The following is a 20,597-nucleotide window of genomic DNA, read 5'->3' as shown; positions in this document are numbered from 1 at the left end:
TACGTCATTAAACGTCATAGGGGGGGTACCATGATCTCATTATCAGGAGTCTTGAAGACGGCCGTCAGCACGGGAGGGCTGGTGTGTGCTGCCGCCCTGTTTTGCTGCCACGCAGACGCGGCAGATCTCTCGTTTCCACTAAAGGCTCCTCCCGTCGTGCCAGACCTTACTTGGAACGGGATTACTCTTATCGGTGCATATGATGTTGCGGCTCAATACGAATCGGTCGGCGCCCCCTATGCGGGCGCAACCTATTCGAGCGCGGCCATGATCCAGCCGATGAACAGGACTCCCACTTGGGTTCTTGCTCCCAATCAGGTTGCACAGTCATATATCGGCCTCAAGGTCGACCGAGGCATCACCGATCAACTGCACTTTATTGCTCGATTGGAGATGGGCTTTAATCCAACGACGGGCGAGATCTCTGACACCCTAAAGAGTCTGCGGTTGGCAAACGGCATTCCGCTGGTTCAGCAGAACTTCAACGGTGACGGACCACGTGCCGGTCAGATCTTGAATGGTGAGGCTTGGGCTGGTTTCCAAGACAAGACTTGGGGCGCGCTGCATGTCGGCCGCAACAATGCCGTTTCGGTAGACATGATCGGCGCATACGATCCGCTTGCCTCCTATGGTTTCTCGCTCCTGGGATTCGTCGGTATCATGGCGGGCCAGGGAACCGGAGAGGCCGCTCGCGTTGATAGTTCTGTGAAGTACCTCAATAATTTTGGCCCCGTCCGCGTCGAGGCCATGTACGGGAATCCGAATACCAACGTGAATAAGTTCTACCAAGGGTCTATCGGCTACGCGCAGCCTAACTTCTCCGTCGACCTCATAGGCGGGCATGCTTCGGACATGGTTCTCGCAAGCGCGCTTGCAGGACCAGCCAACCTAGGCTCCCCCTTTCTCGGGGCGCGGATTTTCGACACCACCATGTATGGCGTGTTTGGAAAGTACGTATTTGACCTCGGTCGAAATGGGCTGAGTGATCCATCTGAGCCGAAATTCACAGTAACAGCCGGCTATAACCGTATCGATTTTTCGAATCCGCACGACGGCGGCGTCGGGCCGGGGCACGCAACCATCGGTGGATATCAACTGGGGCCGGTGTTTTCGACTAACGGCTCAAGTGCCGCAGGCATCGTGAACTATGCCTTCACCGGTGGGGATCGCTTGGTGAATGTGTATTTTGTAACGGGCAAGTATCAGCACGATGCACAATGGTCGGCGGCAATCGGCTACTATCGCTATGATCAGACGTCATACGGTCTGGGCGTAAACAATATTCCAGGCGTCGTTGCACCAGCCTACTCAAGGACGAACTGTTCCAGTTCGACATTCATCAACTGCGCTGGCGCTATGCAGGTGCTGTCGGCCCGAGTTGATTTTGACTGGACAAAAAACCTGAAACTCTACGCCGGACTTACCTATTCTACTGTAAACGGAGGGTTTGCATTCTCCTTCCTCAATACTTCGGAGTGGGCTCCGACCGTCGGTATGCGATTCACGTTCTGATCTCGCTTTCGCGATCTAAGCCCTGGCCGAACTGTTAGGACGCAGTTCAGCCCCGACTACACGAACCTCGTGCCATTGTGGATCAATGTTTCAGGGGACTCAAATCAAGAACACTGCGCAAACGACCGTTGATACACGCCGTTATCGTCAACTGAATCTTTGGCCCAGGGCATTAGTCTTCCACGCGGAGCTATGAATATGGCCAAGCATTGCGACGACCAAGCGTTGCGCTATTCAAGCGCGCGGTCGTCCCGACGAAATCCGTTCGACTTTCCAAGTTGGCCGAACGGTATCTGGGCGACAGCGAGTGCCTGCGGTATTCGCTGTCGTCGCTTCCTCCCTAGACTTGGCCGTGGCTTGCGTTGACGGCCAGAGCTCCACCGTCTCTCGGCGGTGGAGCTCATTTTCCTTCTCCCGCGCGCGGCCAGTTGACGAAGTAAGCTAGATCTATCCGTCGTAGTAGCGTTCTCCGGGTTTCAAGCTGCTTACACAGTCCTCTCTGCAGCTAGCTTGCAATGTCTTTGACGGACGCTCGCAAAACAATCTGTGCAGATTGAACTCACGAAAACCAACATGGGCAGATTGAGATTGGGCATATCGGCTTGGCCGCCCGGCCGACGCTCCGGCCCGCCTCATGACATTCTCGACCCAGATCGCCGTGCCCAAGAGGAAGTATAGATGGTGGCAAAACAGAGACTCCTTCAATATCTTGAGCAAAAGAAAGCCGCCGGTATCAGCGCTGAGCAGATCCTTGATTGTCTTTCCGGGGAGATCACTGCCTTTGATGTGACCGGTCTTTCGGATCGCTCCTCTCTGACTAATGGCAGTTCCGAGGTTCATCTGGATGCGTCCGATCGATTAACGACCGCTTCCGAGTTGCTCAATAGCTTAATGAAGGCTGTTGGAAATGCGCGCAGTGCAATGGCCCAGGCGACGACGTCCTGCGCCCACATCGAGGGAGGGGCCCAGTCCGCAACTAACTCTGCGCAAGCAATCAGGATGTCGATAGCTGAAGTTTCTGGGCAAGCAGATTCAGCTGCGCAGATGATCAATCAAATCACCGGAAACGCCGAGCTTGCACTTCTTAACTCGGGAACACTTGCGTCGGCTGTACAGAAAATATCTTCCGTTGTTCTCTTCATAAAGAAGATAGCAAATCAAACGAACCTACTTGCACTCAATGCGACGATTGAGGCGGCACGAGCCGGAGAAGCTGGGCGCGGCTTCGCAGTTGTAGCGACGGAGGTAAAAGCCTTGGCAAATCAGACGTCCGCAGCAACTGAAGATATTGTCTCCCAGGTGGCTCAAATTCAACAGGCGTCCCAAGATTCTCTTGGGTCCGTCAAGTCCATTGCTGCGGACGTACGAGAGATGAGAGAGATGCTCCGAACAATAGCGGAGTCAGTCACTAACCAAGAGGCCTCATCTTCCGAAGTCGTGCTTGCGATTGAAGCGTGCAACGGCGGACTTGCCGAATTGCGCGGAGCGCTCGGAAATATCGAGAAGGGGGCGACCGCAAACGCCCAAAGACTGCAGAAGGTCCATTCGCTTATTTCTGGTGCATGACTGAGACGCCAACTCATCCGATCGCAGAAGCTGATATGGGTCGAGTTGAACGAAGGCGAGGTATTGGCCGCTATTCTGCCTTTCGCGGCTTTCCTCCAGGTGATCCATCGCAGGTGAGAGCACATCGCACACGTTCAGCCCTTCGTTAGCGCTGCGATGTTGTAGGAACGAAGGTCAATGAGAACGGATAGTGAGAATTGCAGTCGTATTGCGCCTATTGACCGAAAGCGAATTGCGTCTGGTGCTCATCATGGAGGAGTGAAGCCGACACTTTCATCGCCTGTTGCGCGACTGTATTTTGCAGTATGATTGTTGCCTTAATCACTACGCTGATACTCCTGTGGGTTCATCTCAGCAGACTTTCGAGCCGCTTCCGACGAGGGGGATACCGGCCGTCAACGTTCCTTAAGAACAGCAAACTGCGCATCGGTTTCGCGATCTCGGTGATGGTGGGTGCACGCCTCCGATGGCCCTCGCCTTACCGCTCAGCGCAGCTTCTTGAACTCATTCAGCGGCTTGCTCAGCGCCACTCTCGTGGGCGGAAACGCGGCCCATGAAGCGATTGGCGAAATCAACGATCTGGTGTGCCATGGCCTCAATCTGCGCCGCAGTGGCTTTTTCGGTGCAGTAGCCATCTTGAAATCGAACCAGCGCGGAATTGATGGCGACGCCAAGCGGCGTTGGCCACCCCCGCAGCGCGTGGGTCATTTCCCGCAAATGCCCCAGAACCATTACCGGCCCCTGATTGCCATAGCCGCACGCAATGGTACCAACTACGCGCTGATCCAGATAGACGCGCGGGTCGGCGCGCATCTCTTCGACGTAGTCCAGAGCGTTCTTGATCAGCCCGGATATACCCCCGTGATATACGGGCGATGCGATGATGACGCCGTCAGCACGCCTCAAGCTCGCGATCACACGCGCGCCGGCTGCGCTGCTCGCATTTGATTCGGGCTGATACATTGGCAGCAATAGATCTGGGCCGGAGAACATCTCAGTAGTGGCGCCGGCGCGACGCGCGCAGGCAAGCGCGAGATCAAGAGCGCGCTCCGTGGTCGAGCCGGGCCGCGTTGTGCCACCTAGGCCAACAATGAAGGGGAGGCGATCGCTCATGCACCGGAATCCGTGTCGTTGATTGTCTTGCGTTTCGGAAATGGTTCTCACAACCCGATGGCGTGCGCAAATTGCTTTCCGTTATGCCCGGCATAACGACAGCAAGAGTTCGGTACTTACGCTACGCAGCCGGTGTGTGCGCTGCGACGTAGTTATAGCCACTATAACAAAGCCATATTTGTCAGCCCCCGCGCGGCGGATTACGGATGAAAAATATTTCGATGGAGAAACTTGAATATGCCAACCATGGAGCAACATCGCTTCCGCGATCTGGACGGGCGTTCTCTCCGGGCAGGAAGCGGCGAGCCGCTGCTTTTTCTGCATGGTTCCGCCGGTCTTCCTGTCTGGAGCCCTTTTTTCGATACGATGGCCAGCAAATTCGACGTGGCTGTCCCGGAGCATCCAGGCTTCGGCGCTTCGGTAGCTCCCCCTTGGATTCGGAATGTCGCCGACATGGCGATGCACTATCTCGATATTCTCGATGCGCTTAATCTCAACAGAGTTCACCTTGTCGGGCATTCTCTCGGCGGTTGGATCGCCGCCGAGATTGCGGTCCGCAACACCAGCCATATCGCCAGCTTGACGTTAATTGCGCCGGCGGGCGTCCGCTTGAGCGGCGTTCCCTCCGGAGACAACTTCATCTGGGGACCAGAGGAGTCCGTCAGAAATCTGTTCCACGATCAGAGTTTTGCCGACCGGATGTTGGCGGACGCGCTCAGTGACGAGGAGGCGGATCTTGCTTTGAACAGTCGCTTCATGGCGGCTCGCCTGGGGTGGGAGCCCCGCTGGGTCGATCCGGCACTCAAGCGCTGGCTGCACCGCATTGATGTGCGGACACTTGTTCTGTGGGGCGACGACGACAAACTCTTCCCGTCCGCCTACGCGTCCGCTTGGACGGAGAGCATCCCGGACAGCCGGGCCGAGATCATCAAGGCTTGCGGTCATCTGCCCCACGTTGAGAAGGCCGCGGAGACGGCGTCTCGTATCGTCGCGTTCCTCGGGAGGAAGTAAATCATGCAGTTTGTCTGCTTCACGCTGATGCCCTATCGCCCTCTCGACATGGCGGAACGACACAAACATCGCTCCGCTTGGGTCATCCTGCCCAACGAGCTTTACGACCCCGAAAAGGGTGCGGCCGAGTACGACTCTTATATAGATCATTTGGTTGCGGCCGAGGGGTTGGGCTTCGATGTCGTTGCGGTGAACGAGCATCACCAGACCGCATACGGTTTGATGCCCGCGCCGAACATCATCGCCAGCGCACTTATTCAGCGCACTAAAAGAGTGAAGATCGCGGTGCTCGGCCGAGCCCTCCCACTTGTCAATAATCCGATCACCATCGCCGAAGAGTTTGCCATGCTCGACAATCTGTCGCGCGGGCGCTTGATTGCCGGTTTCGTGCGCGGCATCGGTACCGAGTATCACGCGACGGGCTTGAATCCGGTATTCTCGCACGAGCGCTTCCATGAAGCGCACGATCTCATCGTGCAGGCCTGGACGCGCCCGGGCCCGTTCGAATTCGAGAGCGAGAATTACAACTACCGCTACGTCAATCTCTGGCCACGACCTTACCAGCGCCCGCATCCGCCGATCTGGATACCGTCGCAGGGGTCAGCCGAGACCATCGACTGGGCGGCCGATCCTTCGCGCCGGTATCCTTTCCTCGTGACGTTCAGCGCGCACGACCTCGTCGCACGTTATCTGAACGCGTATCGCGACAGGGCTCGTGCATATGGCTATGAGCCGAGAGGCGACCAGTTGGGCTGGGCCGTGCCAATCTACGTGGCCGATACTGACGAGCGCGCGCGCGAGGAGGCAAAGAGGCCGATCGAATCGCTATTCAACGACTACCTAAACAACCCGTGGGAGATGTTGCTACCGCCGGGCTACACGTCGCTCGAATCGACCAAGCGGATGATGAAGGCCCGCGCAGCGCTCGGTACGCGTCCGAAACATCAAAGTGTCGATGCGCTCATCGAATCCGGAACGGCACTCATCGGTAGTCCACAAACCGTGCGCGAGAAGATCGAGAAGATGCGCGATCTTACCGGCTTTAGCAATCTGGTCGCCATGCTGCAATTCGGCGTGATGACGGATGCGCTCGCCAAGCGAAGCATGGAGATGTTCGCCAGCGAGGTCATGCCCCGCCTGCGCGGTTAGGTCGCGATCACGACGGGGCGGCATGCGACATGCCACCCTGTCTTCTATTTTGGTGCATGCCGACGTAAGGCGGCTCGGCAAGGAGCAACGACCACATGCACATCAAAACCCGCGACGATCAGACATTGGTCGCGTCCTTGTCCGGGAATGCAGCATCGCCGCACCGCGTTGCTCTGATTCATTCTTTGGCGATGAACCGTGCGTTCTGGGCGCCGGTCATCGAAGAGATCGGCAACGACGCGCAGGTGCTCACCTACGATTGTCGCGGACACGGCGAGTCCAGCCAGCCGCCCGGGCCGTATACGGTCGGCCAGTTCGCGGACGATCTGGCCGAGGTTCTGAATTATGTCGGATGGGCGCGCGCGATCGTTGTCGGCGCGTCGATGGGCGGTACGGTTGCGCTGGCTTTCGCAACGGCTTATCCGCATCGCACTGCTGCTCTGGGACTGTTCGATACCACCGCCTGGTATGGCGCGGACGCCTCCCTCCGTTGGCAAGAAAGGGCGGAGAAGGCGATCTCCGCGGGCATGCAGGCGCTGGTCGATTTCCAGAAGACACGATGGTTCAGCGATGCGTTTCGGGAGCAGCGTCCAGACGTCGTAAATGGATGCATCGCGGCCTTTCGGCGCAACGATGTCGACGCTTATGCCGCGACTTGCCACATGCTTGGGAATACCGACCTGCGCAGCGCGCTCCGATCTCTTAGCATGCCCACCCGCATTGCGGTCGGCGACGAGGACTACGCCACACCGCCTTCGATGGCGCAAGATCTGCATCGGGCAATTCCGAACTCGACGCTAACGGTGTTCAAGGGTTCGCGGCATCTGACGCCCTTGGAAATACCCGAAAAGGTGGCTCAGGAACTTCGACGGCTCTGGGCGAGCCTATGAGAGTCCCTGTCGATCGGAAATGCACTTCTGAAGCAAACGGTATGTGGGTGGCTAGCACTCGTCCCTATCGTCGGCATGGCCCGGCGACATTGCCGAATTACGAGCCAAACGAGACCATACCGAAATTCTAATAAGGGCCTGGGAGAAAAAATGCGAGGGCGATGGAGCATGCAAGGTGCGGACCCGTCACACGCGCGGCGTAGTCAACTTACGCAGGCGTTGAGCTCGACGGAAGAACTGCTGGACGAAATGCGCGCAGGTCGCATGGTCGTTCTGGTGGACCAGGAGGATCGCGAGAACGAGGGCGATCTCGTCCTGCCTGCACAGTTCGTGACTGCGCCAGCGATCAACTTCATGGCGCGTTATGGCCGTGGCTTGATTTGTCTGGCTTTGACACGGAGGCGGGCTGACGAACTCCGTCTCCATTTGATGCCGCGCACCGGGAATTCCCGCCACCAAACCGCGTTCACCTTCTCGATCGAAGCGAGCGAGGGCGTATCGACAGGCATTTCCGCATCCGATCGAGCGCATACGATTGCGACTGCGGTCAATCCTCGCTTGGATCATCGCGCAATCGTCACGCCCGGTCACGTATTTCCGCTGGTCGCGCGTGATGGCGGCACGTTGGAGCGTGCGGGACATACCGAAGCGGCCGTCGACCTTGCCCGCCTCGCCGGGCTCATTCCCGCTGCCGTGATCTGCGAAATCATGAATGACGATGGAACTATGTCCCGCCTGCCGGACCTTATTCATTTCTCTGCGCGGCACGGTCTGAAGATCGGCAGCATCGCCGATCTAATCGCCTATCGTTTGAAATCAGCGGATCTGGGCTTTAGTGCCTGCTCTATGGCTTTGGAGGCGCGTAAAACGACGTGAAGTCCGCTTCGTGTGGTGCTCGAGGGCTCACGTCTTTTTTGTGCACTGTCCAGAGCATGCCCGCCAGATCGTCAAGCTCATCAGCCTGGTGTTCGCGCATGGTGAAGCCTGGACAGCGATCTAGCGGCGCCGGAGCGACACGACGAAGAACAGGACTAACCAAAAACTGAGGGCAGGACACAACAATGATCGATGCAGAGTTGAGTAGCTATTCGAGTCAAGAACGCTTCCTGGTGGCCACGTCGGCCGTCTTTGGATTTGGGTTGGACTTCTACAACCTGATCATAATGGCGTTCCTGCTTGGCCAAATTCAAAGCTCGTTGTCTATCTCGCTGCCTCAGGCTGGTATCATCGTGTCCGCGACGCTGGCTTCCTCGGTCATTGGCGGCATCCTGATCGGCTATGTCGGTGACAAATTCGGGCGAAAGGCCGCGCTGATGGCTTCGCTCCTGCTGTTGGCGATCGGAGCTATCCTGTCTGCGATTGCCTGGAGCTTCGCGTCGCTGCTCATCTTCCGGATCATCGCCGGCATTGGCGTGGGCGGAGAGTGGGGCGCTGGCATGGTTCTGTTTAACGAGGTCTGGGACAGCCGGAAACGTGGCTTCGGTAGCGCTATCGTGCAAGCCAGCGCTGCCGGTGGTACTGCGCTCGCCTCTATCGTCGCAGCCTGGACGCTCACTCATTTGGACGCCGACATGGCCTGGCGCGTCGCTGTCGCGATCGGCGGTCTGCCGCTGGTTCTCATGCTGTTCGTTCGCCGCAGTATGCCAGAATCGCGTCTATGGTCGGCGTTCGAGCAGATGAGGGAGATGGGCGAACTGCCGCCGGCCAAGGCGAACGAACGCAACTCCGTGCTCGAGATCATGCTAGGCGCATCACTACGGTACTTCGTCCTGGGCGGCCTGATGGCGGGCGGATATGTGTTTTCTTATCAAAGCGGCACGGTGTTCATGCCGCTGTTGATGGGACGTGACCTGCATGCCAGTCCGACTGTCATACGCGATGTCGTGCTGCTGTGGAGCATCCCGCTTGCCGTCGGGATGCTGACCACCGGTTATGTCAGCGACAAATATGGCCGACGCCTTTCGGTGATCGTGGCGAACGTGCTGGTGATCGTTGGCTTCATCGGTATCTATGCCAGCGGAAGTACTCAATATCCTGGCAATCTCCTGGTCTGGCCATTGTTCTGGTTCTATGTGCTCTGGGGCTTTGCCCAAGGGGCTGGCGGCCAGTTCGGCCCCTGGTACGCCGAACTGTATCCTGTCGAATTGCGTGCCACCGCGACATCGACGATCTTCACGGCCGGCCGGCTGATTGGATCGACGGCTCCCTATCTGATTCCGATCCTTGCCGCGAGCTTTGGCAACCTTCGTCAGGCCATCACCTTCGGCATGCTCGGCGTCCTCGTCTCGATCATCGCAGCACTTCTGTTGCCGGAAACTGTTGGGCGACAATTTGCAGTGATAGAGAGCAAGAGCCGGGCCAAAGAAGGTGAAGGCGAAACGAGGACCGGAAAACTGCTTGAGGTAAGGCGGTCGTAAGGAGACAAAGCATGCCGCGTGGGTTGCAAGGTAAGGTAGCCATTGTCACTGGTGCTGCGCAAGGTATCGGTGCCGGGATCGTCCGACGTCTTCTTGTTGAGGGGGTGACGGTCGTTGCCGTGGATCTGCAGCCAATCACGTTGGAGCCGATTGCCGCACAGGCCGGGCCGGGCGCGGTTCTGCCCGTCACGGCCGACGTGTCAAGCGAGGCTGGTTGCCAGGCCTATCTGGAGCGGGCTCTCGCCGAGTTCGGTCGCATCGATCTCTTCGTGAACAATGCGGGCATCCTGGGCGGCTCATCCGAGATAGCGGCGATGGCGTTCGATGATTTCCAGCGTGTCATGGCCATCAATGTGAACAGTGTATTCCTCGGCTCCCGCGTCGCCATTCGCCATATGCGTGAACGCGGGGGCGGAGGTGCCATCGTTAACATGTCCTCGGCGGCCGCCTTGCGAGCCGGGAAGAACCGGTGCGCCTATGCGGCGTCGAAGGCAGCCATCATCGCGCTCACTAAGTCGGCGGCGGTTGAGACAGGTCGCGACAATATCCGCGTGAACGCTGTCTGTCCGAGCGCCGTGGATACGCCGATGTCCGATCTTGTCGATCAAGCGCGGGCCGCGGCCGGAGGGCGGATGAATATCGCGGACCGCCCGATCCCTCGCAAGGCAAGGCCAGACGAAATCGCCGATCTCGTGGCTTATCTGCTCAGCGAGGAAGCAAGCTTCCAGACCGGCGGCGTCTATTCGATCGATGGTGGCGCTGCGGCATGAAAGACTGTGGCTATACGTTTTTGCAAACGTCGTTCCACGCTTGGCCCGCCAGCGCCATTTCTTCGCAAACTGAATCGACGAAGATGCGAGCGGCCCGGCTTAAGACTCGCCCGCGCTCGTGAATGAGGAACCAACGAAAATTGAGCGAAGGTTCGGTCAGACGGTAGATATAGAGGTTTGGCTTCTCGATTTCCTTTAGTATCCCAGTAACTGGAACAAGCGCGACCCAATCAGAAGCCCGCGCCGTTTCAAGCACGCCGAGATAGCTGTCTACGATCATCGTTCGGCTGGGTCGAATGATGCCGTTACTGATGTATTGATGCAGGATCGGGCCGAGCACTTGGTGACCCATCGGCAGCATCAATTTGAAGCCCTCGAACTGGCGGAGGTCCGTGAGTCCGAAGCGAGGACCGAACACCGGCGCACCGCTGACGAGAACCAGTTCCTCTTCGAGAATCTGCGCTACCTGAAGATAGGTGTCGCTTTCGTGCCACCCGCCAATGGCGAATTCTAGGACGCCGTCTCTCACCCACTCTTTGAGGGTGCCGCCGTAGCCCTCCGACACGGAAAGTTCAACGTTCGGAAAACGAGTGGAAAACTCGGAGATGGTCCGACCTAAGAACTCCCTGAAAAAGCTCGGTGGAAAGCCACACCTCACCCTGCCAAAGACCTCATCTGTTGAAGCAAAATTGAGCATCTGTTGTTTGGCAAAATCCACTCCATCGCGGATCGGTGTGCACAGTTCGTAGAATTTGCGACCTTGTTCCGTCGGCATGACGCCTCCCGACGAGCGCTCGAACAGAACAAGGCCAAGTTCCTCCTCCAAATGCCGAATCTGCGTACTCAGGGCTGGCTGGGCCACGTTGGCTTTGCGTGCAGCAGCGGAAAAGCTCCGGTGCTCGTAAATCAACATGAAATATCTAATCTGCCTTAGATCCACGGATTGGCGATCCTCCTTTTCGTCACGAGTTGAAACTGCCCGGTCGCGTGATTACCGCCAAAACACATATATCTCGTTTGATGCACACGTGCCCCATCGATGCGCGGATAAGACCCTGCGTGATCGTAGCCACGAAACCGGCAAAAAGGTCGGAGCACAAAAGGAAGCTTGCGGCAGAACTCGAATCATGAGTCATGGTCCGAGGCTGCGACGGCTGAAGGGAATCTCCCATCCTAAGCTAGCTTGGGTCACCCTTCCGGAGCGCTAACCCGGCCGACGGTCAATCGTTTGATCCGCGATCGAATTGGTGCAACCCCGACAAGGTTGGAAGCCAGGACGCCAGACCAAGTTTTTGTACTGGTCATATACTTGCAAAGGATATATTGAGTTGCAACTAAATGCAAACAAAAACCCACCCTTCCGGCGGGTGCTCCCGGCTAATTAAGGGCCTTCCTACACGAACTGGCTTCTTCTTCGCAGCCTCGGCGGTAATGAAGGGCTCAGAGTCCAGTTCCACCCGAAATTTACGGCCGGGACGCCCTATGGTAGAGCCTACTTCTCGCCCTCATGACCGTTTCAGCAGCTGATGTCGGGATGGTTGTGGCGACGCCGACGATAGGAATGATGCTGCGAATGCACACCAAGTTGCGAAATCGCGATTCAACGACACCTTTGGCGTATGGGCTAGAGGTCTTTGGTGATCCTTGGAGTGTCCTTCTGATGCAGGAAGCATTCCTCGGCGTCCGAAGGTTTGACGACTTCCAAGAGAATCTCCGAATTGCTCGGAACACTCTCACTGACCGGCTTCGTCTTTTGGAGGAGCACAATGTTTTCCGGCGAGAGGTGTATCAGCAAAATCCTGTTCGTCTTGAATACCGCTTAACCGACCAGGGGCGGGACGCATACGGATATGCGGTGATGCTCATGTTCTGGGGTGATGCGTGGCTCAATAGAACTCGTGCCGGAACTATTTCGCTTAGCCACATTCCATGTGGCGCACGGCTGGAGCCTGTATGCCGCTGCTCTGCGTGCAAGGTGCCAGTCGTCTGTGAGGAGGTCACGATCGATTCGACCGCTTCCGTGGCTGGCATCAGATCCGAAACGAGGAGGGTGCGCTACTCGTCTCGTCCGGAGCACTTCTCCGGGGGAAGGGTCACGTCGGTAGCTCGGGCATTGGCATTTATTGGAGATCGCTGGAGCTTTCTGCTGGTTTGGCTGGCATTTGCTAACATCTCCCGGCCCGAGCGCTTCCATGATCTGCTCGGCATTGCCAGGCCGATCTTGTCTAGCCGCCTCACGCGATTGGTTGAGAACGGAATTTTGAAGAGATCGCTTTATTCAGAGCGACCTCCAAGGTACGAGTATTCGCTGAGTCAGAAAGGCAAGAGCTTACTGCCTGCTTTGCTGACGTTTTTCGAATGGAGCAATCGCTGGTTTGGCGAGCCTGACCGCACGACAGGTGTCGTTCATACACGATGCTCTCGCCCCCTGCACGTTGAGGTAGTTTGCAAGCACTGTGGTCAGGTATTGAAAGCCAAAGATGGGCGCTTCGTAATCAATGAGGCCAGGGCTCATCGAAAGAGTGCAACGGAGAAGAAAAGAAAATAGGGCGGTAGCCCTGTCATTCTTCTCACCAGTCTTACGCGCAAGTCCTTGAAGCTATAAGGCGGCAGAGTTAGGCAGTCCGCAAATCGTATGTACTGAGTTGCAACTCAGTAAAATTTATGGCATGTTGTTTCACTAGCTTTGCACGCGCTGCGGAAAGCCGCCCCCGAACGAGGTGAGCACCGCAAGGCGATCGCATATTTTGAAGGCGTAGAGGAGGGGCGATGTTACGGTTATTGGGTGCAATCGCTGCAGTGGCAGCTATCTGCAGCAACTCTGCCGCTGCTCAACTTTCGGATGGTCTCGTCAAGATTGGCGTCCTGACCGATATGTCCGGTGTTTACTCAGATCCTACGGGTCCGGGCTCCGTCTGGGCGGCCAAGAAGGCAGTTGAAGACTTCAACGCCCAATCTAAGGGAATGAAGGTTGAGGTCATCTTTGCTGACCATCAAAACAAGGCTGACATCGCAGCGAATATCGCGCGCCAGTGGTACGATGTGGAGAAGGTGGACGCGATCGCCGATCTCGTTAATTCGTCAGTAGCACTGGCTGTTGCTCAAATCACGAAAGACAGGAACAAGGTAGCGCTTTTCTCAGGCGCGGCGACCTCGGACCTGACTGGAAAGGCCTGCTCGCCGAATACGGTACACTGGGTCTATGACACTTGGGCAATGGCTAACAGCACAGCCAAGTCTATCGTCAAGTTAGGCGGTGATAGCTGGTTTTTCCTGACGGCCGATTATGTCTTCGGGTATGCGTTGGAAAACGACACCACGGCTGTGGTTGAAGCGAACGGCGGAAAGGTCGTAGGTCGCGTTAGGCATCCAACTGCCACCACTGATTTCGCGTCGTTTCTCCTTCAGGCGCAGGCTTCAAAAGCCAAGATCATTGGGCTCGCAAACGGAGGGGGAGACACAGTTAACTCAATCAAGCAAGCTGCCGAATTTGGCCTTAACCGCGAAGGACAGAAACTTGCTGCCCTCCTTATGTTTGTGTCCGATATCCACTCGCTTGGTTTGGCCAGCGCGAACGGGTTGCTGCTGACTGAAGCTTGGTACTGGAACATAAACGAGGATAGCCGCAACTTCGCGAGGGAGTTCGGCGCGGCAAACAACGGAAAGCCTCCTACCTCAGTTCATGCGGGCGTCTATTCGTCGATAGTTCACTATCTCAAAGCGATCGAAGCGCTGGGAAGCGATGCTGACGGAGGTGCGGTAGTCGCCAAGATGAAGACAATGCCGACGAAGGACAAGCTTTACGGGGAGGGGCACATCCGAGAAGACGGTCGTCACCTCCATCCGATGTATCTATTTGAGGTCAAGAAGCCATCGGAATCGAAGGAAGCTTGGGACTACTATACGCTTCGGGCGACCGTTCGGGCGGAAGAGGCGTTCCGTCCGCTCGGCCAGGGCAACTGTCCAATGATCGCCAAGTAGGACGTTCTACCCTGGTCTTCCGAGTCTCCCAACCGGCTCAGGCAGCTTGAGCGCCAGCGCGAGCATTTGAGCTCGCGCCTAGCTCGGATCGCAAGGGTTCGCAGGGTGAAGATGTCGCGCCTGCTGGTCGAGGACGCCAATGTCGCGTGGCCGCCAGAACTCAGTTCGGAATCATGAGATTAGTTGGAGAAAGATATGACCTTGTTCGACATGAAGGGGAAAGTCGCCGTCATCACCGGCTCGACGCGCGGCATCGGTCGCGCCATTGCCGAGCGCATGGCCGAGCATGGTGCCAAGGTTGTGATCTCCTCGCGCAAGGCCGATATCTGCGATCAGGTCGCCAAGGAGATCAATGACGAGTTCGGCAGGGGGACGGCGGTGGCGATCCCTGCCAACATCTCGTCCAAGGAGAACCTGCAAAACCTCGTTGACGAGAGCAACTGGGCGTTCGGCAAGATCGACGTCCTCGTCTGCAACGCGGCCTCGAACCCGTACTACGGTCCGCTCGCCGGCATCTCCGATGACCAGTTCCGCAAGATCCTCGATAACAACATCGTCGCCAACAACTGGCTGATCTCAATGGTGGTGCCGCAGATGATCGAGCGCGCGGACGGCTCCATCATCATCGTGTCCTCCATCGGAGGCCTAAAGGGCTCGACCATCATCGGCGCCTACGCGATCTCGAAGGCGGCGGACATGCAACTCGCGCGCAATCTCGCCTGCGAATACGGCAAGCACAACATCCGCGTGAACTGCATCGCGCCGGGACTGATCAAAACCGACTTCGCGAAAGCGCTGTGGGACGATCCGGCGAACCTGAAAGCCTCGACCGCGGGCTCGCCGCTGTTCCGCATCGGCATGCCGGACGAGATCGCGGGCGCGGCCGTATTCCTCGGCTCCAGGGCCGGCGACTTCATGACCGGCCAGACCATGGTGATCGACGGCGGCGCCACAATCAGCTGATCGCTGCTCTCGTGCCCCGGACGCAATCCCCTCCGTAAGCGCATGTGTCCGTGGCGCTGTATTAGTTTAGCGCCCTGCTGAGCAGGGAGACAGATGAGTGAAATCGGAGCAGCCCGAAAGGTGACCTCGCGGGCGCCGACCCGCTGTCACGCGTGCAGAAGTCCGCGAGGGTTGGGAACCAATCAACAGGAGTCCCAGCATCCTGTTCGGTGCAAGAATGCTTCACCTTGAAGAGTGATATGGCAATTGCGGAGGTCCTTACCTCGCAGCTATCGAATGGCACTGAAGATGGCGATTGCTGCGGCCGAGGTCGAAAAAATCCGAGGCGCGGCTCCGGCAGCATCCCCTCGATTCACAACTCGAGAGGGCCGGGTGAGGCCACTCTCGAGAACGAAATCGAAGCCGCTGGTCCCGTGCAGCTAACGGTTGAGCAAGCAAGCTAGCTCTTGCTGTTTCGAAGCTGCCAAACGATCAGCGAACATGCTAACACCGCCACCATGAGCGGTCCCACGACAATTCCATAGATTGTTGAAACCGATAAACCGGCTGAAACGAGCACTCCGCCTCCCAGAGAGCCTGCGATAGCCCCGATCCGTCCAACGCCAAGTGCACTTCCAACACCTTGCGAACGACACTGCGTGGGATATAGACCGCCCGCGATCGCATTAAGCGCATATTGAAGGCCGAGCAACGCAAAACCAGCTCCAAACGCTACGTAGTTGAGAAACGATGACGTTGCCAGTGCGCCAATCGGCACAACCAGCGCCATCGCCGCCAAGAAGAGCAACGGAAGAATGCGCGGTCCCAAACGATCCACGGGTGTCCCTAGTACGATGCCGCTGAGCGCGCCTCCAAGCGAGAACATGGTTGTCGCCAAAGCTGCCTTGTCGGGCGCGGCTCCTGCTGCTCCTAGCAACAAGGGTGTCCAACCGAAAATGAAGTAATAGACCATAAGGTCCGCGATAAACGCTACCCAAAGCAACGGCGTCACAACCCGCATCCGCCCTGCAAAGAGCTGAGCAAGGCCGCCTTCAACCTTCTCACCAGTCGGAACTTCGACAGAGATCGCGTGATTAACACCCAAGCGTTCAAGCGTTTTAGCGATACGAGGATCGGACGGCTTGGATACCATCAGAAACTTTACCGATTCTGGTAGATAAAGTGCGTAGATCAACCCGATCATCAACGGGGTGACCCCACCGACTACAAAGAAGGCCTGCCAGCCCCACGTGGGAAGAAGAAAGATCGATACTAGGCCGGGGGCTCCTGCTCCTACAGCACTGCCCAAGAGCATGCGCATTACCTCTCGTGCGCGGACCCGCGAAGGCGCGAACTCCGAGACGAGAGCCACCAAGTTTGGGATAACGCCGCCGATGCCTAACCCAGCAAGTCCACGGAGTGCCGCAAACTCGAGCGGCCCACTAGCAGCAACGGTTGAAAAAGTGGCTATTCCGAGCAGGACGTTCGCCCAGATGAGGGCAGGCTTTCGACCGTAGCGATCGCCAATCCATCCGAATGCAAAGGAACCGATAAGCACGCCGGCCAGGCTCATGCTTAAAATGACCCCAATCATCGAAGGGGCGATGTTCCAAGCCTTGACGAGGCTTGGTGTTGCAAATCCTGCAACCGTTAAGTCGTAACCATCAACAACCATACCAACGAAGGAAAGAAACAATAACCAAACGTGAAAGCGGCCAACACGATTGTTATCTAGGGCGCTTTCTATGGATTTGTTCTCATTGGTGCTAGCGCGGTCGTCTGCAGTCGGTTCTTGTCCCGCCGTTTTCGCAATAGTTAGCATAGTCGTCCCCTCTTTGTGTTGCGCAGCGGGTCTCTTTGGACGCCTTTCCTGCTTACGAAGTATTCAGATCGCTTAGAGCGTTGAGATCTTTAGAGATGGTTCTACAGCGCGTACTTGTGGACCGGTGTGCTGCAAGGTGATTGGGTTTGGAATCCGCAAATTGGCAAAGACCAGGGTGCTCCGCTGTCGAGTGCTTGCCTCGGCAGCCCATCCAGCTTAGCCAGGGTGTTCTAGGCCGAGAGAGTCGGCGCTCTCCTTGGCAAGCACGAACTTCTGCACTTTTCCAGTCGGCGTGAGCGGAAAAGCTTCAACGTTGCGGACATATTTCGGTATTTTGTAATGAGAAAGTCTGCCGTCGCAGAACAGACGCAGGTCTTCGGCATCGCATGTCATGCCCGCTTTCGGTTTGATGCAGGCGCACAGCTCCTCACCATATTTCTCGTCTGGCACGCCTACAACGTAGACCATATCGATTTTGGGATGCGGCAAGAGGAACTCTTCGATCTCTCGCGGGGAAATGTTTTCGCCGCCGCGAATAACCATTTCCTTTATTCGACCGACAATCATCCCGAACCCCTGCGCATCAAGAATGGCAATGTCCCCCGTGCGCAGCCATCCATCCTTATCGATTGTCTCTCTCGTCGACTTATCGTCGCTCCAGTAACCGAGCATGATACCGACACCTCGAACGTGGAGTTCGCCAGGCTCACCGATTTTGGTGATGGATCCAGCAGGATCGACAACTTTAACTTCGATATTCGCAACAGGCCGGCCGACAGTGGTCATTCGTTTTTCTTCCGGATCGTTTGGAGAACCCATAAGTATGCTGGAACTTACTTCCGTCATTCCATAACCGACGTGAGCACGTGGAATCCCTAGCTCACGTATCACCGACTGCATCAGTTGCGGCGGCATTGAGGCGCCTCCTGCAATCGCAGTATCTAGAGAGCTTAGATCAAAATCAGATTTTCGCGGGTGCTTTACCAGCGCGGCGAACATGGTCGGTACGGCATACAAGGTTGTGCACCGCTCCCGCTCAATCGATTCCAATACCGCTACTTCATCGAAGGCAGCACCAGTCAGAACCAGTTTCGCTCCGCAGTAAGTGGCCAATACGGGACCAAGCGCCATTGCGAACACGTGATAGAGTGGTAGCGGAAGACAAATGGCGGACTGAGAGCTCGTCTCGCATCGCTTCGCGGTTGCAATCGCTATGTTGATGAGAGAGCTGTGACTCAGAACTGCAGCCTTTGGCAATCCAGTCGTTCCGCTAGTGAACTGTATGTTTATTGGATCACTAGCTTTGAGTCCGGCACTGACCTCCAGGAGAGCGTTGTTGTGTTGTCTTGCGCCAAGGCTGATTACATCTTGGTAATTTAAGGCTCCTGGCTCCCCGTGCGACCCCAGGTGTACGACCGCTTTCAGTTTGGGAACGAGCGAGCTCGACAAATGCAATGGCTCGGACGTTCGAAGTTCTGGTGCGATCTCGCTCAGTATGTCGAAAAAGTTCGTCGACTTAGTCCCGACCGCCATCACGAGTGCTTTGCAGTCGACCTTGTTGAGAGCATACTGAAGCTCTCTAGCTCGATAAGCAGGATTCAGGTTGACGAGGATGAGGCCAGCCTTACCGGCAGCAAACTGGACGACAGCCCACTCAGCGCAGTTGGGACTCCAAAGACCGATTCTATCGCCTGGTTGCAATCCCATCGCGATCAGGCCCTTTGCAAATAAGTCCGCTTTTGCCGCAAGCTCTTTGTAAGTCCACCTCGAATTCTGTGATGTAGACGCCAGGGCAATATTGTCGCCAAATTCAGCCGCGGCGCGATCGAGCAGCGTACCCATGGTTAGCTCTGACAGGGGTTCGGACGGCCCAGAAAATGCGCTTAGTCCAGCTTCCAACTGACTAACCAATGGTCTTCCTCCCGTATCGTTAAAGGCATAATAGACTTAGTTGCAACTCAGTGCAATACCTGCTAGACAGACTTGGCGAGATCCTGCGGCGACAAGCGGTTGCCTCTGGCTTTGGGGCAGTGCGCATGGTCTGTTGACAGTCCCTGAAGTGGGCTCCCAGCGGCGGCGAGTAGATTGTCGCCCTTGGGCGACTGTCTGTCGTGCCGCATCTTCTATTCTTGCGGATTGCAAAAGCAGGTCGTCGCGCCAAACACGCCAGTGAAAGACGAACGAGAAAATCGAATCGAGCGAAAATGCGCAAGATTATTGTTGGAGTATCAGGTGCCAGCGGTGTGATATATGGCATCCGGCTACTTGAAACCCTGAGGAAGACCGAAGGGATTCAGACGCATCTTGTGATGTCCCCCTCCGCTAATCGGACCATCTTGGAGGAGACGGACTATAAGGCGGAATATGTGCGGGAGCTGGCTGACGTCGTTCACGCCCATGCGGACATCGGTGCGGCCATTTCGAGCGGTTCGTTCCGAACAAGCGGTATGGTCGTGGCGCCATGCTCCATCAAGTCACTTTCGGGTATCGTCAACTCCTACAATGACAATCTTCTGCTGCGCGCCGCCGATGTTTGCTTGAAGGAGCGCCGTCCGCTCGTGCTCATGGTACGCGAAACACCCCTTCACCTCGGCCACCTCGAATTGCTCGTCCGCGCCGCCCAATATGGCGCCATGATCCTCCCCCCAGTGCCCGCATTCTATAACCGTCCTCGAACAATTGAGGAGGTAATTGATCACAGTGTCGGAAAGGCGCTCGACCTTCTCGACATTCCGCACGCATTGTTCAAGCGGTGGAAGGAAACGTCATGAGCGGCAATCTCGCGCAGCGTATCGCCCGTTTGCTGGACGAAAATCACGTTATGACGCTGGCGACGAGTAGCGCAGACGGGGCCCATGCAGCTAGTCTCTTCTATGCACGCGACAATCTCTCGCTGATTTGGGTATCTGAGTCGCGCACCCGCCACTCGCGCGAGCTCGATCACAATCCTCGCGTTGCAGCGACTATTGCCCCCGACACCTCGGATCACGGTACCATTTGTGGCATACAGGCGCATGGAATGGCCGAATGTATAAGGGACGAGACCGAGCGCAGCAGGCTGCTAGCTATCCTGGTCGCTCGGTATCCTTTTCTCGCTCACATCGAACGCGGGTCTCCCAAGATTTCGGATGCTCTGGCCAAGGCCAACGTCTATCGACTCCATCCCGCCCGCATCGTCCTAATCGATAACCGTCTAGGATTCGGTCACAAAGAAGCGCTGGTTTTATCGGACTGATCGTTCTACGCCGCCTGTTGTTATTGGGCGGTACCTCCAGAACCACGCAGCCTCGCTTCTGATCGTTTTAATAGAACTCTCCAAGCAAGATCCTGCCGTTGCGTCTGCTGTTCGGCGGAACGCTACTCGATACTGGCCAATTCCAACTTGACTGAGTTGCAACTCAGTGCATAAAATGACAATGAGCAC

Annotated in this window: 17 protein-coding genes; 13 read left to right on the top strand and 4 right to left on the bottom strand. The window is 56.7% G+C overall.

Annotation, left to right across the window (positions count from 1 at the left end):
* Positions 1-30: 30 nt before the first annotated feature.
* The gene (locus RAD15_RS05935; protein ID WP_458175363.1) at positions 31-1,512 is read left to right on the top strand and encodes a porin; all 1,482 of its coding nucleotides are present in this window, start codon (positions 31-33) and stop codon (positions 1,510-1,512) included.
* 678 nt (positions 1,513-2,190) lie between these two features.
* On the top strand, positions 2,191-3,078 hold the full coding sequence (locus RAD15_RS05930; protein ID WP_458175361.1) for a methyl-accepting chemotaxis protein: 888 nt from the start codon (positions 2,191-2,193) through the stop codon (positions 3,076-3,078).
* Between the two features lie 504 nt (positions 3,079-3,582).
* Here the strand turns inward: RAD15_RS05930 and RAD15_RS05925 are convergent.
* The gene (locus RAD15_RS05925; RefSeq protein WP_458175359.1) at positions 3,583-4,191 is read right to left on the bottom strand and encodes an NADPH-dependent FMN reductase; all 609 of its coding nucleotides are present in this window, start codon (positions 4,189-4,191) and stop codon (positions 3,583-3,585) included.
* A gap of 237 nt (positions 4,192-4,428) precedes the next feature.
* On the opposite strand from RAD15_RS05925, the gene RAD15_RS05920 reads away from it, so the two are divergent.
* The 6 genes from RAD15_RS05920 to RAD15_RS05895 all read left to right on the top strand — a co-directional run bounded on the left by RAD15_RS05920 (position 4,429) and on the right by RAD15_RS05895 (position 10,428).
* Positions 4,429-5,202 carry an alpha/beta fold hydrolase gene (locus tag RAD15_RS05920; protein ID WP_458175357.1) on the top strand — a complete coding sequence of 258 codons (774 nt, stop codon included), beginning with the start codon at positions 4,429-4,431 and terminating at the stop codon, positions 5,200-5,202.
* A 3-nt stretch (positions 5,203-5,205) separates the two neighbouring features.
* Complete coding sequence (locus RAD15_RS05915; protein WP_458175355.1) at positions 5,206-6,351, top strand: LLM class flavin-dependent oxidoreductase; 1,146 nt, start codon at positions 5,206-5,208, stop codon at positions 6,349-6,351.
* A 95-nt stretch (positions 6,352-6,446) separates the two neighbouring features.
* Positions 6,447-7,241 (top strand): alpha/beta fold hydrolase, encoded by a 795-nt coding sequence (locus tag RAD15_RS05910; RefSeq protein WP_458175353.1) that lies wholly within the window; start codon positions 6,447-6,449, stop codon positions 7,239-7,241.
* 168 nt (positions 7,242-7,409) lie between these two features.
* Positions 7,410-8,117: a 3,4-dihydroxy-2-butanone-4-phosphate synthase gene (gene ribB, locus RAD15_RS05905; RefSeq protein WP_458175351.1), complete on the top strand. Its 708-nt coding sequence runs from the start codon at positions 7,410-7,412 to the stop codon at positions 8,115-8,117.
* Positions 8,118-8,302: 185 nt separating this feature from the next.
* Positions 8,303-9,658, top strand: coding sequence for an MFS transporter (locus RAD15_RS05900; RefSeq protein ID WP_458175349.1), 1,356 nt, complete (start codon positions 8,303-8,305; stop codon positions 9,656-9,658).
* Between the two features lie 11 nt (positions 9,659-9,669).
* A complete protein-coding gene (locus RAD15_RS05895) occupies positions 9,670-10,428 on the top strand; it encodes an SDR family NAD(P)-dependent oxidoreductase (RefSeq protein ID WP_458175347.1) in 759 nt (252 codons plus the stop codon).
* Positions 10,429-10,438: 10 nt separating this feature from the next.
* Here RAD15_RS05895 and RAD15_RS05890 read toward each other — a convergent pair whose 3' ends face one another.
* Positions 10,439-11,368 carry a LysR family transcriptional regulator gene (locus RAD15_RS05890; RefSeq protein ID WP_458175345.1) on the bottom strand — a complete coding sequence of 310 codons (930 nt, stop codon included), beginning with the start codon at positions 11,366-11,368 and terminating at the stop codon, positions 10,439-10,441.
* 567 nt (positions 11,369-11,935) lie between these two features.
* Between RAD15_RS05890 and RAD15_RS05885 the strand changes: the two genes are divergently transcribed.
* The 3 genes from RAD15_RS05885 (at position 11,936) to RAD15_RS05875 (ending at position 15,372) form a co-directional block, all read left to right on the top strand.
* The gene (locus RAD15_RS05885) at positions 11,936-12,976 is read left to right on the top strand and encodes a winged helix-turn-helix transcriptional regulator (protein ID WP_458175343.1); all 1,041 of its coding nucleotides are present in this window, start codon (positions 11,936-11,938) and stop codon (positions 12,974-12,976) included.
* Positions 12,977-13,197: 221 nt separating this feature from the next.
* Positions 13,198-14,409 carry an ABC transporter substrate-binding protein gene (locus RAD15_RS05880; RefSeq protein ID WP_458175341.1) on the top strand — a complete coding sequence of 404 codons (1,212 nt, stop codon included), beginning with the start codon at positions 13,198-13,200 and terminating at the stop codon, positions 14,407-14,409.
* A gap of 195 nt (positions 14,410-14,604) precedes the next feature.
* Positions 14,605-15,372 (top strand): SDR family NAD(P)-dependent oxidoreductase, encoded by a 768-nt coding sequence (locus RAD15_RS05875; RefSeq protein ID WP_458175339.1) that lies wholly within the window; start codon positions 14,605-14,607, stop codon positions 15,370-15,372.
* 439 nt (positions 15,373-15,811) lie between these two features.
* Here RAD15_RS05875 and RAD15_RS05870 read toward each other — a convergent pair whose 3' ends face one another.
* On the bottom strand, positions 15,812-17,173 hold the full coding sequence (locus tag RAD15_RS05870) for an MFS transporter (protein ID WP_458175337.1): 1,362 nt from the start codon (positions 17,171-17,173) through the stop codon (positions 15,812-15,814).
* A gap of 216 nt (positions 17,174-17,389) precedes the next feature.
* Complete coding sequence (locus RAD15_RS05865; protein ID WP_458175335.1) at positions 17,390-19,015, bottom strand: AMP-binding protein; 1,626 nt, start codon at positions 19,013-19,015, stop codon at positions 17,390-17,392.
* Positions 19,016-19,377: 362 nt separating this feature from the next.
* Here RAD15_RS05865 and RAD15_RS05860 point away from each other — a divergent pair, with 362 nt between their 5' ends.
* Both RAD15_RS05860 and RAD15_RS05855 read left to right on the top strand, forming a co-directional pair.
* A complete protein-coding gene (locus RAD15_RS05860; protein WP_458175333.1) occupies positions 19,378-19,944 on the top strand; it encodes a UbiX family flavin prenyltransferase in 567 nt (188 codons plus the stop codon).
* Positions 19,941-20,408 (top strand): pyridoxamine 5'-phosphate oxidase family protein, encoded by a 468-nt coding sequence (locus RAD15_RS05855; RefSeq protein WP_458175331.1) that lies wholly within the window; start codon positions 19,941-19,943, stop codon positions 20,406-20,408. The genes RAD15_RS05860 and RAD15_RS05855 overlap by 4 nt, the downstream gene beginning before the upstream one ends.
* The last annotated feature ends 189 nt before the right edge of the window (positions 20,409-20,597 follow it).

Source organism: Bradyrhizobium sp. 14AA (assembly GCF_054185205.1).
This window is presented reverse-complemented; position numbering and strand designations above follow the sequence as displayed.

Bases quoted from the DNA above. Each gene is read 5' to 3' on its own strand.
- RAD15_RS05865 (WP_458175335.1), bottom strand. From the start codon at position 19,015: ATGGGTACGCTGCTCGATCGCGCCGCGGCTGAATTTGGCGACAATATT.
- ribB (WP_458175351.1), top strand. From the start codon at position 7,410: ATGCAAGGTGCGGACCCGTCACACGCGCGGCGTAGTCAACTTACGCAG.
- RAD15_RS05930 (WP_458175361.1), top strand. From the start codon at position 2,191: ATGGTGGCAAAACAGAGACTCCTTCAATATCTTGAGCAAAAGAAAGCC.
- RAD15_RS05920 (WP_458175357.1), top strand. From the start codon at position 4,429: ATGCCAACCATGGAGCAACATCGCTTCCGCGATCTGGACGGGCGTTCT.
- RAD15_RS05900 (WP_458175349.1), top strand. From the start codon at position 8,303: ATGATCGATGCAGAGTTGAGTAGCTATTCGAGTCAAGAACGCTTCCTG.
- RAD15_RS05875 (WP_458175339.1), top strand. From the start codon at position 14,605: ATGACCTTGTTCGACATGAAGGGGAAAGTCGCCGTCATCACCGGCTCG.
- RAD15_RS05870 (WP_458175337.1), bottom strand. From the start codon at position 17,173: ATGCTAACTATTGCGAAAACGGCGGGACAAGAACCGACTGCAGACGAC.
- RAD15_RS05925 (WP_458175359.1), bottom strand. From the start codon at position 4,191: ATGAGCGATCGCCTCCCCTTCATTGTTGGCCTAGGTGGCACAACGCGG.
- RAD15_RS05915 (WP_458175355.1), top strand. From the start codon at position 5,206: ATGCAGTTTGTCTGCTTCACGCTGATGCCCTATCGCCCTCTCGACATG.
- RAD15_RS05885 (WP_458175343.1), top strand. From the start codon at position 11,936: ATGACCGTTTCAGCAGCTGATGTCGGGATGGTTGTGGCGACGCCGACG.
- RAD15_RS05860 (WP_458175333.1), top strand. From the start codon at position 19,378: ATGCGCAAGATTATTGTTGGAGTATCAGGTGCCAGCGGTGTGATATAT.
- RAD15_RS05880 (WP_458175341.1), top strand. From the start codon at position 13,198: ATGTTACGGTTATTGGGTGCAATCGCTGCAGTGGCAGCTATCTGCAGC.
- RAD15_RS05895 (WP_458175347.1), top strand. From the start codon at position 9,670: ATGCCGCGTGGGTTGCAAGGTAAGGTAGCCATTGTCACTGGTGCTGCG.
- RAD15_RS05910 (WP_458175353.1), top strand. From the start codon at position 6,447: ATGCACATCAAAACCCGCGACGATCAGACATTGGTCGCGTCCTTGTCC.
- RAD15_RS05935 (WP_458175363.1), top strand. From the start codon at position 31: ATGATCTCATTATCAGGAGTCTTGAAGACGGCCGTCAGCACGGGAGGG.
- RAD15_RS05855 (WP_458175331.1), top strand. From the start codon at position 19,941: ATGAGCGGCAATCTCGCGCAGCGTATCGCCCGTTTGCTGGACGAAAAT.